This is a genomic window from Xylocopilactobacillus apis, from assembly GCF_033095965.1.
Lineage (GTDB): Bacteria > Bacillota > Bacilli > Lactobacillales > Lactobacillaceae > Xylocopilactobacillus > Xylocopilactobacillus apis.
Genome location: NZ_AP026801.1, coordinates 1,864,409 through 1,879,086 on the forward strand (window position 1 = coordinate 1,864,409; position 14,678 = coordinate 1,879,086).

A 14,678-nucleotide genomic window follows, 5' to 3' on the forward strand; every position below is an offset into this window, starting at 1 on the left:
TTTAAATCGATTCTACCGTTAACATCTCGTCAGCAATGTGTTCAGCAAAATCTAAATCATGAGTTACAACAATTTGGGTTATCCCTTGATCTCTTAAGGTTAAAATTACTTTTTCGACTTGTTCTCTTAATTCTGGATCAAGCGCACTAGTCGGTTCATCATAACCAATAATTTTGGGCTTCATCGCTAAAGCTCTAGCTAATGCAACCCGCTGTTTTTGACCACCTGAAAGCTGATATGGATAAAGATTTTCTTTACCTTCAAGGCCTAATTTTTCAAGTAAGTACATCGCCTGATCCGTACTTTCCTGTTTATTTTCTTTTAAAACAATTGTCGGAGCTAACGTGATATTATTTAAAACCGACAGGTGCGGAAATAATTGAAAATCCTGAAATACCACACCCACAATTTGATCTGCATTAGCCATTTCAACAGGATTAAAAGGGACTCCGTCCATAATTAATTCACCTGAATCAATTGTTTCAAGACCTGCTAAACAACGAAGCAAAGTTGTTTTACCAGCACCGGAAGGTCCAACAATCGTTAAAATTTTGCCGTCATTGATAGTCAATTTCAAGTCATCAATAATTTTGCGGCCGTCAAAACTTTTTACTAAATTTTTTATTTCTAACATTTGGCAATCTCTCTATTTATAATACTGATAGTGTTTTTCTAATTTTTTAGATAAAAGGGTTAAAAATGCCGTTAACAGCAAGTAGATAAGCCCAACTAAAAGCAGTGGAATTAAACTGACATCACGACTCATGGCAATTTTCCCCGCTCGAAGCAAATCGCCTAAACCTAAAACGTAAATTAAAGACGTGTCCTTAACTAAATTAATTACTTCGTTACCAATTGAGGGAAGCACAATTTTTATTACCTGTGGCAAAATAATGCGCACAACCGTCTGTCCTTTAGTCAGCCGTAAGACTTTGGCAGCTTCATATTGACCTTCGGGAATTGACTGAATCCCACCCCGAAAAATTTCGGCAAAATAAGCGGCATAATTTAAAATAAAAGCAAATAATGCTGCATCATATCGTTCAAAGACGATTCCCATTAACGGAAGCCCATAAAAAACAAAAATCAATTGGAGTAGTAACGGAGTCCCGCGCATTAACCAAATGTATAAATTAATTATCCATTGCAATGGTTTAAAGCGAGTTTGTAGAGCGAATGAGATTAAAATTCCTAACGGAATCGACCCTAATAAAGTAAAGAAAAAAACTTTCAAGGTCATCACTGCTCCATTTAATAATGCTGGCAAAATTTCTATCGCATAGTTCATTTGATCCTCCTTAAAAACAAAAAAGCCCTTTAGCTAAAATAGCTAAAGGACGTCTAATCGTGGTTCCACCTTTGTTCGTTAGCGCCTCACGACGATAACCTCACGAAGTCTAACAACTTCTGATGCAATAACGGGCATTCCCGAACCTTTCTACTTAATTCAAAAGGGATACTCCCAGATGTGTTTCGCCTTACTCTTCTGTCTTTTTCCACCAACCAAAGACTCTCTGTCTAGAATAAAATAAAGTTACTCTTCTGTTCAAAGCATATGATTTTTATATATATTACTCGTTTATTCAATAATTTAAAAGCCCTAATTTTAATTAAGGTGTTGTATCAATTAAAGTAAATGTTACTGTACCCTTGTAAGTTCCAGCTTCTGGAATCGCATTAGGACTTGATTTAAACATTAAGTTCCAAGATTTAGCCCATTCATCACTATACCCAACGCCAGTACTTGTTTCCATATAAAGACTAGTTGCTGTTGATGTTAACTGATGCTCTCCAAGCGCATCTTTAACATATAAAGGATTACCGGAAATCTTTTTCGCAGCATCATCTGTTTTAACTAAATCCGTTGCCTCTACAGTTACCTGCCACTGTTTACCACCACGCAAGTTTCTGTTATCACTAACATCCATACTTTGAGCGGTACTTTGATAATCTTTTTGGCTTGAAGGTGCTGAATGGGTGCCTAAATCAATTTCTGTCGGTGCAGTAAAATTAAGTTGTCCCGTTTGATACCAGACGTAAGTCCTAGATTCCGTGTGTGCCGCTTGCGAATCCTTAAAAATATCGGTAACTGTTTTTTCAGCTCCATTGGGTTCATGATCTGATCCAGTTCCAACCTCTTGCCATTTTGCGCCTTTACAATAGTATTCTCCTGTGGGATCGGCTGGATCGTTAATGAGTGTGCCTGCAGTGGGATTATCTAAACCATTTCCATAGTTTATCCCTCCCCAATTCGTTGGTTCAAACAACTGCGTTTTCGGTCCGAGAGTGATTTTCCAAAGAGACGTCATGTCAGAAAGCATTCTTCTCATTCCTATATAACCAAGGCGAGAGTTTGTGGTATCTAAGAAGCTTAAATCAAGCGTTGTTAAAGACTTACAGCCGTCAAACAAAAACGACATATCGTTTTCTGATTTTCCTGGATCATATGCTCCTACTTGACTTGTATCAAAACCACTCCCAAACTTAATACTCTTTAAAGATGCACATTGAGAAAACATCTGGTTGACCGAATGGAGTTTTGGGGTAGAAAAATGAGAAAGATCGAGACTAACCAACGAAGGACAGGATCTAAACATTCTCCGCATATAAACTACATTACTTGTGTCAAAAAGTGCACCCTTGAGATCAAGTGATGTTAAATTTGTACACATCTCAAACATTGAAATCATTGCAGTAACTTTCCTGGTGTCAAAACTTGAACAATTAAGAGCAGTGACAGTTTCACAGCCAGAAAACATACTGGACATATCTGTCACTAATCCTGTACTCCATCCGCTAACATCAATTACTGGTACTAATTTACATCCGGCAAAAGTAGAATTCATATTTGTCGCTGCTTTGGGATTCCAATTACTAACATCAAGACCTGTTAGACTGGAACACTTATTAAATGTATAGGATAAATTCGTTACCTTATCAACGTTCCAATTTTTGGTATCTAAAATTCCTCCCAAATTACTATCATTATTAAACATATAAGACATATTAGTTACTTGGCTTGTATCCCAATTACTAACGTCAAGGGCACTCAAAGCTTTGCAATCATTAAACATGTATGTCATGTTTGTTACCATTCCGGTAGTCCATTTACTAGTGTCGAGATTATTTAATATTGCACACCCGCTGAACATATACGACATAATAACAGATTTAGAAGTATTCCAATTACTAACATCAAGAGTTGGTAAGCTTGAACAATTAAAAAACATATAATTAAAAGATCCACAATTACTTACATCCCATTTACTAACATCAACGCTTACTAAAGAACTGCATTTTTCAAACATATTCTGCATATTTGTTACATTGCCGGTATTCCAAAGGCTTGTATTAACTGTTGTTAAGTTCGTACATCCACTGAACATGTAAAACATTAAAGTTGCGCTTGAGGTATCCCAGTTACCTGAATCCACGCTTACTAAACTTTTACAATCCTTAAACATGGCATACATGTTTTTCACTTTACCTGTATCCCAAGTATTTGTCCCCACTGTTGTCAATTTACTGGAACTAAACATATTATCCATACTTTCAACATTACCAGTATTTAATTGACTGATGCCATCAAAAGAAGAAATTGTACTGTTTTGAAACATGCTTTTCATTGTTGTGACTTTACTTGTATCAAAATTAGGAGCTTTATTAAAATCAAAATCTCCTATTGACGTATACGCAAACATAAAGTCCATTGTTGTAACATTAGACGTATTTAAATGATTTAAACATTCATAATCCTTTAGTCCACAGTATTGAAACATATACGACATATCGGTGACCTGACTCGTATCAAAATTTGTAAAGTTTAACGAAGTTAGGGCTGTACACTGAAAAAACATTCGAGTCATATTAGTTACAAGACTCGTATTAAAACTTGATAAATCTAAATTTGTCAATTTAGAGCTTCCACTAAACATCGATTCCATATTAGTAACTTTTTCTGTGTTAAAGTTAGTTATATCAAGAGTTGTCAGCCCGGTTAAAGAGCCAAACATATATGACATATCTTTAACTTTACTCGTATCAAATTTACTAACATCAAGACTTGTTTGAGCATAATTACTAGTGAACATAAACGACATATCAGTCACCTGGCTAGTATCAAAGTGACTTAAGTCCAATGATGATAATTTATAGCATCCTCGAAACATACTATTCATATCAGTTACTTGACTTGTATCTACATTCTCCAAGCCCTCAATAGTTGTTAAGACACTAAAACTTTCAAATAACTTTTTCAGTGATCCTTTGGCTGTTACCCCCGGTTCAATTACTACCTTAGTAGCATAGTAGCAAGCATTGATCGGTTTTCTAGACCAAGGCCAAACATAAGAAGGAGTTGTCGCAGTTCCATTGTTTACTGAATCAAGATCATAATTTAATTCGTGAGGATGGATAGTAAGAACTTTACTTGTCGCATCATAATCCCACCAAGTACCATCTTTTAATAAATAATCTTTACTCATCCCTGAGCTGTCTTTTGCTGTTAGTTTAACGGAAGAGGCCTTGGGATCAAGATTACTAGGCATTTCTGCCTGCCAATTATGTTTATTTTCGTCATTATTTGCAGTTAAATCATTAGATAAATTATTGTAGTAAGTTACATTTAGAGGTTCCTGTTCGTGAACCTTGCCTGCGTAATCCTTGTAGGTAATATTTAATTTAAGTTGATCAGTATCACTGGTTTCTCCACTAAAGTGGGTCATCCCAGGATAAATTGAACTTTGATCTAGTGTAACTTTTGGTAATGCCGCCTTAACTTTATTTGTCGCTGAATTCGTAGATTTAGTAATGGTTTTTCCCGCAATTTTCATTGTCACTTTTGCGTTATTCGGTGCACTAAATTCAATACTTTCCTGATTCGAATCAACACTTGGCTGATGCTCAGAATCTAATCTGCCGTTAATTGAAATAAAATACGTATGACCAAAGAATTCAGGATTTTGAAGAGCTTTTTGCGTTGCATCAATTGTTAAATGATTGTTCTCAATCATTACTTGAAATAAATTTGTGACATTTTCTTTTAGTTCATTTGTGATTTTAATATTCTCGGGTTTCACTAACCATGCAGAATTTAAATCATCATCAATTTGATACCAACCCAAATACCCAAACTGACCTTTGGGAACTGTCTGTTGAATCACATATAACGGATGAATTATTTTTCCCTCAGGTGCTTCTGTTTGATCATTTTCTGACTGAGTTAGATTTTCAATAGGAGATGTTTCATTTAATTTTCTCAAATTTACCGTTTCATCAACGCCCGTCATAATGGCATCCGGCATCTTAAAATCAACTACTGCATTTTTGTTAAATATCACTTGTGCTTTATCATTTTGATTTTTTAAAGCGTAATCCAACTCCATTTGACGATCGAAAACCATGGTAAAATCGTTCTGCTTACTCTTTTCAGCAACTAAAAAATCAGTCATATTATTACTTTTAGAAAATTTTACCTTTGTTTCGGCAAAAGTAAAAATCTGTTTAGTTTGATTTAAGTTAAAACCAACTCTTTGGTTTGAAGTAAGCTCACCTACTGTAAGATGACCTGACATCGCCTCTGGTGTCATTGTGCCATGAATTACAAAACGCATCTTCATTTGAGCTGATGCATTTTTTCCAGTTAGTGCGACTGAGCCTACAGGTGCAATTATCATTTTCTCAGTATCATGAGCAGTAATTGTAACTACTGCATCAAGTGCATCTCCTTTTACATTAAGGCCAATATTAGAGTAGATAACCTGACCTTTAATTTGCTTAGAGGAATTAGAAGTCAATTGATAAGTTTGATCTGGTAATCTTTCAATTACAGCACCTGAGAAATCATTAACTGTTACTTTTGAATTAGGGCTTAGTTGAGGAGTGAATGAATAAATGCTGTCCAGGGGTGTTTTAAGATCAGTGCTTACATTTGAAAGTTGGGTAATTTCTGTAAAATCATCAGCTTTTGCTTTAAAAGAACGATATTTTTTTCCGCCAAAAAATACAAATAACGCTGTTAGAAGTAAAATCTGCCAGAACAAAATTTTATGAAATTTTTTTAAACTTTTAGAATCTTTTGGAAACTTTAATTGCAATACTGTTTTTCCTCACATATAGTTATTACTGCTTTATCTGATTGATTGTAACATCGGAATATGAAGAAAAGTTTCTTTTATTTATAATTTTTTCTAAACATTATGAAACAAAGTTGCTCAAGTACGCGCTAAAAAAAGACGGTTCAATTTTTGAAAAAAATTTTTAAAAATTTGAATCGTCTTTAAATTTATAAAACAAAGCTAACTATCTTCTCTGTTAAAATAAGGTTAATTGTTACTTGAAAGGAAGCAAAAATGAACAAAGCAATTGCTTTAGACATGGATAACACCTTATTAAACAGTAAAAAAGAAATCAGCCGCCGTAACAAATCAGTTCTAAAAAAACTACATAATAGCGGCATTAAAATTATTCTTTGTTCTGGCAGACCCTATAATAGTCTGCGCCCTTATCTTGAAAATTTGGATCTATTCCAACCAAATGATATCTGTATCTGCTTTAATGGTGGTCTAGTTGAATCAAGTGATGCTAAACAAAAAATTGATTCTCACACCATCTCTAAAGATGATCTAATACCCGTTATTAAACTAGCTGAATCTGAACACTTTACACTCGATTTAGTAGCAGAAAATAAAGTTTATTCTTTAGCTGAATTTGGAAAATCTCATTACGAAGATTATATGGGAAAGTTTATGCCTTTTGAAAACACTACTTTTGATAAAATTCCTATCGATGTAGTTTTCTTTAAAGCAATGGTAATCGGATCAGTTAGTGAAAATACCAAATTGCGTACGCAAATTGAAAAATTAAATTTATTTCATACAACACGCTCTCACCCGACTTTTCTTGAAATTTTGCCGCTTAAAGTAAATAAAGCAGTTGGTTTAAAAACGGCTTTAAACTATTTAAACATCGATCGAAAGGATTTAATTGCTTTTGGTGACGAAGCAAATGACCAAGAAATGATTGAATTTGCTGGAACTGGAGTTGCGATGGGAAATGCTGTCCCTGAACTTAAAGAAATCGCTGACGAAATAACCGTAAGTAATGATTTAGATGGGGTCGCCGTTTTCTTAGAAAAGGTCTTCCCTCAAATTTTAAATAATTAACGCTCTTTTAATTGGAGCACTAAGTCGCTAAATAATTCATCATAACTAACAGTGCTGGTTTTAATTTTTTGATCCATCACCAACAAGAGATGATTAATTTTGATGAGCTGGGTGAGCGAAAAATATTGACTGTTTTGTAGGGCCAATTTAATTCGATATGGATGAATGCCCCCAAGTTTTTTCTGCATTTGTCCTTGATCATAGCCAGAATCATTTAAAATCTTAACCTGCAGCAAAATTTGAAAATTATTGATTAACGCTCCATTTAAAACATACGGCTGCCCAAAATAATCCAACAAGTCTCGATAGATTTGCATTACATCATTAAACTTCTTTGAGCTTAACGCGCCAATTAGACCAAAAACATTATCATCAAGACTTGCCGTGATTAGACTTTTTACGTCATCTGATGATAATTTGTTGGTATTAGCTAAGAAAAGTTCTAATTTTGGAAGTTCTGCTCTTAGCGCCGTGTAATCAAAATTTGTGCGTGATAAAATTTCCTCAATCGTTGATTTATCTACTTCAATTTCAGGTCTCTTTTGAAAATAGTTAACCATTTTTGATCTTAATTCATTAGGCTTTAGCTTTTCAAGCTCAACGACACTAGCATTTCTGGTAATTAATTTATTAATTGAAAGCCTGCGATCAATCGTTTCACCGCTTGAACTAAAAATTAAGGTCACTTCGGGCAGCGATCCTCTTAAACGTTCTTCAAAAAAATTAGCCTCTTTCGTAGAGAATTGTTTCTTGAAATTAGAAAAAAAGTGTTCCAGATATAAATATCTTCGTTTAGTAAATAAGCTTGAATTATCAAGTTCAACCAAAAACCGCTCAACCGGATCCTCTGCAAAATCAAAAGATGTAAACTCTGCTTGCTGCAAGGCTGCAATTTGTTGAGTTTTTTGACGTAAATCAGCATATAAAACCGCTTCGTCCCCCTTTAATAAATAAATTACGGCGGGGCTTTTTTTTATTTCTTTTAAATAACTACTTAAATCCATCTTTTTTATAACACTTCAATTCGTTTTTAAATAAATTATATTCATAATAAACCATTCCCACATCTTTTGTCGCAAGCCAAGGAATCTTTTTTTGTTCAAGACTATGCAGAGTTTCAGGGCTTGGGTGACCGTAACGATTTTTCTGACCAACGGAAATCCAGGCCATTTTCGGCGCCGATTTCTTAAGAAATTCTGGACTTGTTGAAGTTTTGCTTCCATGGTGTCCTGCTTTTAAGATATCTGTTTTCACCGAAAATTTCTGCATAATTCTTCTTTCGCCAGCTTGGTCTAAATCACCTGTAAACAAAAACTTTAGCTGACCTACTTTCGTTAAAAAAGTAACGGAATCGGTATTTTCTCCTAATCCCGGTTGATCCGGATTCAAGATTTGTAAATGCTGCCCTTTTACATTAACCACTTGTCCAGCCTGAACTGGAATAAATTTGGTTTGTTTCTTAAGCGGAGCAACCTTTTTAAGGTAATGTTCATTATCCAGAATTCCATTTCCATAAATCAGACGATCAATCCGAATTTTTTTAATTAGCTCTGGTAAGTCACCAATGTGATCTGCATCTTGGTGAGTTGTAACAACCGCATCCAGGTGACTGATCCCTCGACTGTGTAAATAATTTAACGTTACCGTATCAACCCGTGCTTTTCGTTTGCGCGCCTGCCAACCTGAATTATTAAAAGCCAATTTACCGCCGGTATCAATTAAAATTATTTGACGGTGAAACGGTGTCTCAATTAACAAGGAATCACCTTGACCAATATCAAACATGATTACACGCCCACTTAACGGAAAGTGAATCATTAAAAATAGTGTTAAATAAGTCGTGAACAGTACTAACATATTCGACAATTTAAAACTTTTTTTACTTAAAATCCATAATCCCGCAAAAGTTAAGATTAGCGCCATTACTACTGGAATTTTACCATATACTAAATTAAAAGCCTTAATTCTTGCAATTCCATTAATGATCTGAAAAAGCACATAACATCCAAAATTAATCACTTGATCAATCAACGGAAAATGCAAAACCCAATTTAGACAAAACAGCGGGAACAAAAAGGAAATGACTGGGAAAAAAATTGCATTAGTAACTAGACTCATAAAATTCCAGACATAAATCTGCTGTAAAATAACCGGCAAAATTAAAATATTGATTTTTATGTTGGTAATCCATCGATTCTCTCTTACCTTAGTCTGCATAAAAAATGTTATCAAAAAGCTTAAAATTCCACCTAAATTAAATAATAAATAAGGTTTAACGGCGATGAAGAATAAAAAGATAAATGACCAAAGATCCAACGAGGAGTATTTTTTCCCAAACAATCTCATTAAACGTGAAACAAATAGAAAAATGGCACTCCGCATTAATCCTACGTGATCAGAATATAAACAGATTATCAGCAGCAAAAAGAATAAACAAAAAATGTTGACTTTATCTTCGGTGATTCGAAGCCGTGCTCCTAAACTCCGCCAAATATCCAACCAAAAATACAGCTGCATACCGCCTAATGAAAGTAAACTCAGCAATCCCAATCTACTTAATTGATCTTTACCTAATAAATCATCCTGATCTCCGATCAACATTTTGTAAAAAATTCGAGAATAGCGGGGAAACGTACTTAAATAAAGATTAAGCTTCTTCTTAAAGCCTAATAGTTTCCGCCATCCATTTTCTTTAACTAAAATTGGTTCAAAATGATTAATAAATACTGTGTAATCGCAATGAACTTGTCGGTGTTCATATTTGGCATAGTCAAACTCCGCAACATTGCGTGCTCCTTCAATTCTGGTGAATTCCTCTTTAATTTTTAACTTAAACCAGCGGGTATTTTTCTCTAACTGCGCCTTTTGGGCTGCTGAATCAAGTTTAGCTGTTACCAACACCGCAACTCCCTCAGCCGTTCCTTTCATTTGAGCTAAATCTCCATTAACTTTAACATCATTGGGATCAACCAAAACAGTTTGGCTCTTTGGTACATATACTTGCCGGTCAATACTTTCACAAAATATTCCTCCGATAAACGCTGCAGCACCAAAAATTACACACCAAAGCCAAACGTTTAAATCTTTTAACGAGTACAACCGGATTAACCAAAAACAGATAAACAACATTAAAATCAGCTGTTTACTTAAAATTAAATAGAATAATGAAATGAATAAAATGGTTGGGAAAACCCAAACTCCTGACATCTTACGGACTGACAGTGATCTGGTCCTTTATTGACTCATAAGTTTTATCGCCAATTCCGTTCACATTTTTTAATTCATCAATTTTTTTAAATTGACCTTTTTCTTTACGATATTCTAAAATTTTTTCAGCTTTTTTCGCACCAATTCCATTTAAAGTCTGGAGTTTAGTTAAATCGGCTGTATTAAGATCAACAAGATCACTTTTTGCTTCAACAGGGGCCTCTTCACTAACCGCTGGATTCTTCTCAGCTGGTGCCGGCGCTTCTCCTTTTTGAGGAATATAAAAAGATTCTTGATCGTGGGCAACTTTCGCCAGATTCACAGTTTTTAAATCGGCGTTCGGCGTTGCACCTCCTGCTTGCTGCAATACCTCTGCTAAACGGGTATTGGCTTTGATTGGATAAATTCCTGGCTTAACTACTGCCCCCTTAATTTCAACAAATTTACTTTGATTTTTGACTTCTGCAGTAACCGTTTTTGAAGAACTTTTTTTCTGACTGCTAAAGAGCTGTTCATTTTCTTTTGCTGCGTTCTGACCTTTTGCCTGTGAGAAAAAGATCATCACTACTCCGCCAATAATAATCACTGCTCCAGCAATAATTGCTAGATAATATTTCTTTACTATATTTTTCATTAATTTACCTCCAAAGGTAAATTACGCAAAAAAGAGCTAATTCGTCGATCGAATTAGCTCTTTTTCAATTAAATAAATATGTATATAGAAATGTACAAGTAATTATATTAGTTTAATAACTTAAAAACAAGCTTTTTATTTTAGATTATTTAAAGCTTTAACTGCTCCATCGAAAGTCTTAACTGGAATAATTTTGATCTTTAATTTAAATTTCTTTTTTGCCTCTAAGGCCAAATGATAATTGTTAACGTAATCAGGATTTTCTTTCTTAATCTCCTTGGTAACAGGGTCATCCGGCGCAATAAAATATTTTGCCCCCGATTTATCAGCACTCACAATCTTCTTATCAATGCCCCCAATCGGACCAACTGAACCATCATTTTCAATTGTACCAGTTCCTGCAATTTTTTGACCATGACGTAAATCTTTCCTAGTTAAAAGTTCATACAACTCTAGAGTAAACATTAAGCCGGCCGATGGACCACCAACATTTTCGAGATCAAAGTTAACTTTTTTATCAGTTTTAACCTTAGTATGATCGATTGGAATGATCCCAACACCAGCACGCTTTTTGGTTATTTTAACCAAACCGCCGGTAACTTTGACCGTTTTCCCTTTTCGTTTAACCTGAATAGTTACTTGCTGTCCGCGTTTTTTCGCTGCCAAAAGTTTTCTAAACTGAGCACTAGTATGAATTTGCTGTCCGTCAACCTGAGTGATCGTATCTCCAACTTGAAGTTTCTTTTTAAATTGAGAATCTGCGTCAATACTCATCACATACACGCCCAAATATTTCGTTTCGACCTTTTCGCCGGCTTTATTAAAAGCCGTTGAAATGGCTGTATTTTGAGCGTTTTCCATATAATATTCCTGCAGATTATTATATTCATCATTTGTCTGACCGCTCATCAAGGTTTTTTTATCAATAATCGTTGAATGAGGATTAAGTGATGCTAACCCTAACATCATTAGATTAACTGGTCCTTTAAGCGAAACATCAGTAAAATAAAAAGCCCCTTTTCTTTGATCTTGTTTTCCATCAATCGTAATTACTGATTTTAAAGATTGGGCATCTCCTAACCCCTCAATATAATATTGAGTGGGAAATTGTATGGGAACTAATAAAACCACTAAGATTAAAAAAAGCGCCGCAATACTAAAATTACGACGAAATATTTTCTTATTAGATATTTCTTGGTCGTTATCCATTAATCTTAAATTTTTCCTTTAATTTTTTTACAACGGGTGCCGGTACTACATTGGAAACATCTCCTCCAAGAGATGAAACTTCTCGAATCATCGTTGAAGAAATGTAAGTAAAATGTTTCGGTGGAATAAAAAATACCGTTTCAATTGTCGGATCGAGGGTATGATTCATATTTGAAATATCAGCCTCATATTGAAAATCTGCTGAATTTCTAATGCCTCGAATTAAAAATTGAGCGTTAAGTTTTTTAGCAACTTCAACGGTTAACTTTCCCGGCTGCTCAATTACTTCGACATTAGATAAATCGGCAATACTTTCTTCAATCATCTCTTTTTTTTCTACAAAAGAGAAAAGTCCAACTTTTTGGGTATTGGTTTCAACCGCAATATAAATTTGATCGAAAAGCGGATCAGCATATTTTAAGGTCTGCAGATGACCATTAGTAAATGGATCAAAACTTCCAGGAAACAAAGCAATTTTCTTCATTATTCTTCCACTCGATAAATATATATATATGTTTTACCATACTTTTTAAATTTTAAAAGATCTAGTGAGCTATTTGATGATGATTCTAATTCTTGATCTCCCTGACAGACAAAAATTGTCCCTTTTTCTACCAAACCTAAATCAATTATTTGATCCATATCTGAATTTTGATTTTGATAGAGATACGGAGGATCAAGAAAAACTAAAGAAAATTTAATTCCTTGTTCCTGAAATAAAATCAAAGCTTTATGAGCGGTTGATTTAATGATTTTGAATTGGGATTCTGCGTGAAGTTTATCTACGTTATTATTAATTGCCCGAATTGCATCATTAGAACGATCAACTAAGTATCCTGGGGTTGAAAAACGGGAAAAAGCTTCAATTCCCAGAGCACCTGAACCAGCATAAAGATCAAGGCACGGACCGTTAAACTCGTAATTCTGCAGCATATTAAAGATCGACTCTCTAACCATTTCTGTCGTTGGCCGTGTATTATCTCCTTTTGGAGCTGCTAGCTTAATTCCGTGATACTGTCCCCCAACAATTCTTAACATTTTTAAATATCCTTATATTCATTAAATTCTGGTGAAATTTCCACTTTTTTTATTCTTCGATTTTGTTTAAGCTGTTTCATAATTTGCGGTACTTCTGATTCATTAACATAAACTACTGCGTAATGAAAAGTATTTGAATAATACTGCAAATTGGCTGCTGATCGTAAAAATCTCAGGTTTATAAGATGATCAGTATAAATTATTAATTTTGTCCTTTTAATCACGAATTGATATTTTCGCCTCGATTCTCCTCAAACGATCCTCATTGGAAATATGGAACAAAAGAGCCAATTCAATCGATAATAACAAAATACTAGATCCTCCATAACTAATAAACGGCAAAGTTACTCCAGTTATTGGTAAAAGACCAGTGACTCCTCCAACGTTAAACACCGTTTGAATAAAAAAGGTTGTCGCAATTCCGACGCATAACATCGAGTAGTAATTATTCTTGCTTCTAATTGCTAAAATCACGGCCCGCGTAATAATTGTAAAAATGGCTAATAAAATTAAAATTACCGTTATAATTCCCATTTCTTCAGAAATTATCGCTAAAATAAAGTCAGTATTTTGTTCTGGTAAATAACCGTGCTTTTGAATACTATTGCCGATTCCAACGCCAAACCAACCACCATTATTAATAGCAAAATAGGAATTAGTTAGCTGAACTCCTGACGCACTGCTATTTTTCCAAGGATCTCCAAAAGCGATGACTCGCAAAATCTGATAAGGCAACTTAGAAAGAATGTGTTTATTATAAAGAGTTAAAATTAAACTAATAACACCTTTTGCTAACAAGAGCAGACCCGCAAAAGTTGAAACCCCTATTATCCATGGAATGCCACTGACTGCTACAATCATGATCGTAATCAAACCAATTGACATTGCTCCGCCAGTATCAGGCTGTTTTAAAACTAAAACTCCAATCAGGATCACCAAAAGCAAAGGCCCAAGGATTGATTTAAAGTAAGATTTCAAATTATGCCAAAGCGGATGTGTTTTTTCTCCTCGTTTTGCCAGCATTCGCGCCAAATAAAGAATAACTGCTAATTTCACAAACTCACTTGGTTGAATATTAATCGGTCCAACTTGAATCCAGGCTGCTGCTCCATTAACCGACTTCCCTTTAAAAAGGACAAAAACCAACATTGCAACAACAATTAACAGAAAGCCATTAGTTACTTTGGGATTCCTTAAAAAGCTAAATTTCAGATGAGAAATCACGAAAACAAGAAAAAGCCCGACCAAAAAGAATCCGGTTTGACGGATCAAATAACTGGTTGGACTCATTGATGGATTACCGTTTTGGGTAATATTCGCACTTGAAGAATAAACCATTAAAATTCCAATTAAGCTTAAAAACAAGTATGGAATCATTAGCCAAGGATCATATTTAAATTTGTTTTTCTTGTTTTCCATAGGACGTT

The 14,678-nt window shown here is 34.6% G+C and carries 12 protein-coding genes and 1 other annotated feature; of the genes, 1 reads left to right on the forward strand and 11 read right to left on the reverse strand.

Annotation, left to right across the window (positions count from 1 at the left end):
- Window position 1: 1 nt before the first annotated feature.
- The 3 genes from R8749_RS08765 to R8749_RS08775 form a co-directional block, all read right to left on the reverse strand.
- Window positions 2-634, reverse strand: a complete 633-nt coding sequence (locus R8749_RS08765; protein ID WP_317696070.1) for an amino acid ABC transporter ATP-binding protein — start codon at window positions 632-634, stop codon at window positions 2-4.
- Between the two features lie 12 nt (window positions 635-646).
- Window positions 647-1,288, reverse strand: coding sequence for an amino acid ABC transporter permease (locus R8749_RS08770; RefSeq protein WP_317696072.1), 642 nt, complete (start codon window positions 1,286-1,288; stop codon window positions 647-649).
- A gap of 42 nt (window positions 1,289-1,330) precedes the next feature.
- Window positions 1,331-1,559, reverse strand: a binding site (T-box leader).
- Window positions 1,560-1,610: 51 nt separating this feature from the next.
- Entirely contained in the window at window positions 1,611-6,095 is a 4,485-nt protein-coding gene (locus R8749_RS08775; protein ID WP_317696074.1) for a BspA family leucine-rich repeat surface protein, read from the reverse strand.
- Between the two features lie 255 nt (window positions 6,096-6,350).
- Here R8749_RS08775 and R8749_RS08780 point away from each other — a divergent pair, with 255 nt between their 5' ends.
- Window positions 6,351-7,163, forward strand: coding sequence for a Cof-type HAD-IIB family hydrolase (locus R8749_RS08780; RefSeq protein ID WP_317696076.1), 813 nt, complete (start codon window positions 6,351-6,353; stop codon window positions 7,161-7,163).
- Here the strand turns inward: R8749_RS08780 and holA are convergent.
- The 8 genes from holA to R8749_RS08820 all read right to left on the reverse strand — a co-directional run bounded on the left by holA (window position 7,160) and on the right by R8749_RS08820 (window position 14,670).
- Window positions 7,160-8,167, reverse strand: a complete 1,008-nt coding sequence (gene holA, locus R8749_RS08785) for a DNA polymerase III subunit delta (protein WP_317696079.1) — start codon at window positions 8,165-8,167, stop codon at window positions 7,160-7,162. The two genes, R8749_RS08780 and holA, sit on opposite strands and share 4 nt — an antisense overlap.
- Window positions 8,154-10,262, reverse strand: coding sequence for a ComEC/Rec2 family competence protein (locus tag R8749_RS08790; protein ID WP_317696082.1), 2,109 nt, complete (start codon window positions 10,260-10,262; stop codon window positions 8,154-8,156). Before R8749_RS08790 ends, holA begins: the two co-directional genes overlap by 14 nt.
- A 109-nt stretch (window positions 10,263-10,371) precedes the next feature.
- Window positions 10,372-11,004 carry a helix-hairpin-helix domain-containing protein gene (locus tag R8749_RS08795; protein ID WP_317696084.1) on the reverse strand — a complete coding sequence of 211 codons (633 nt, stop codon included), beginning with the start codon at window positions 11,002-11,004 and terminating at the stop codon, window positions 10,372-10,374.
- A gap of 135 nt (window positions 11,005-11,139) precedes the next feature.
- On the reverse strand, window positions 11,140-12,213 hold the full coding sequence (locus R8749_RS08800) for a SepM family pheromone-processing serine protease (protein ID WP_317696086.1): 1,074 nt from the start codon (window positions 12,211-12,213) through the stop codon (window positions 11,140-11,142).
- Window positions 12,206-12,700 carry a pantetheine-phosphate adenylyltransferase gene (gene coaD, locus R8749_RS08805; protein WP_317698553.1) on the reverse strand — a complete coding sequence of 165 codons (495 nt, stop codon included), beginning with the start codon at window positions 12,698-12,700 and terminating at the stop codon, window positions 12,206-12,208. The genes R8749_RS08800 and coaD overlap by 8 nt, the downstream gene beginning before the upstream one ends.
- Window positions 12,697-13,251, reverse strand: a complete 555-nt coding sequence (rsmD, locus tag R8749_RS08810; RefSeq protein WP_317696088.1) for a 16S rRNA (guanine(966)-N(2))-methyltransferase RsmD — start codon at window positions 13,249-13,251, stop codon at window positions 12,697-12,699. The genes coaD and rsmD overlap by 4 nt, the downstream gene beginning before the upstream one ends.
- 2 nt (window positions 13,252-13,253) lie before the next feature.
- Entirely contained in the window at window positions 13,254-13,475 is a 222-nt protein-coding gene (locus tag R8749_RS08815) for a DUF2129 domain-containing protein (RefSeq protein WP_317696090.1), read from the reverse strand.
- The gene (locus tag R8749_RS08820) at window positions 13,468-14,670 is read right to left on the reverse strand and encodes an FtsW/RodA/SpoVE family cell cycle protein (RefSeq protein WP_317696092.1); all 1,203 of its coding nucleotides are present in this window, start codon (window positions 14,668-14,670) and stop codon (window positions 13,468-13,470) included. Before R8749_RS08820 ends, R8749_RS08815 begins: the two co-directional genes overlap by 8 nt.
- Between the last annotated feature and the right edge of the window lie 8 nt (window positions 14,671-14,678).

Coding starts and splice junctions, on each gene's coding strand:
- R8749_RS08770 (WP_317696072.1), bottom strand. CDS start 1,288: ATGAACTATGCGATAGAAATTTTGCCAGCATTATTAAATGGAGCAGTG.
- R8749_RS08795 (WP_317696084.1), bottom strand. CDS start 11,004: ATGAAAAATATAGTAAAGAAATATTATCTAGCAATTATTGCTGGAGCA.
- rsmD (WP_317696088.1), bottom strand. CDS start 13,251: ATGTTAAGAATTGTTGGGGGACAGTATCACGGAATTAAGCTAGCAGCT.
- R8749_RS08820 (WP_317696092.1), bottom strand. CDS start 14,670: ATGGAAAACAAGAAAAACAAATTTAAATATGATCCTTGGCTAATGATT.
- R8749_RS08765 (WP_317696070.1), bottom strand. CDS start 634: ATGTTAGAAATAAAAAATTTAGTAAAAAGTTTTGACGGCCGCAAAATT.
- R8749_RS08800 (WP_317696086.1), bottom strand. CDS start 12,213: ATGGATAACGACCAAGAAATATCTAATAAGAAAATATTTCGTCGTAAT.
- R8749_RS08780 (WP_317696076.1), top strand. CDS start 6,351: ATGAACAAAGCAATTGCTTTAGACATGGATAACACCTTATTAAACAGT.
- holA (WP_317696079.1), bottom strand. CDS start 8,167: ATGGATTTAAGTAGTTATTTAAAAGAAATAAAAAAAAGCCCCGCCGTA.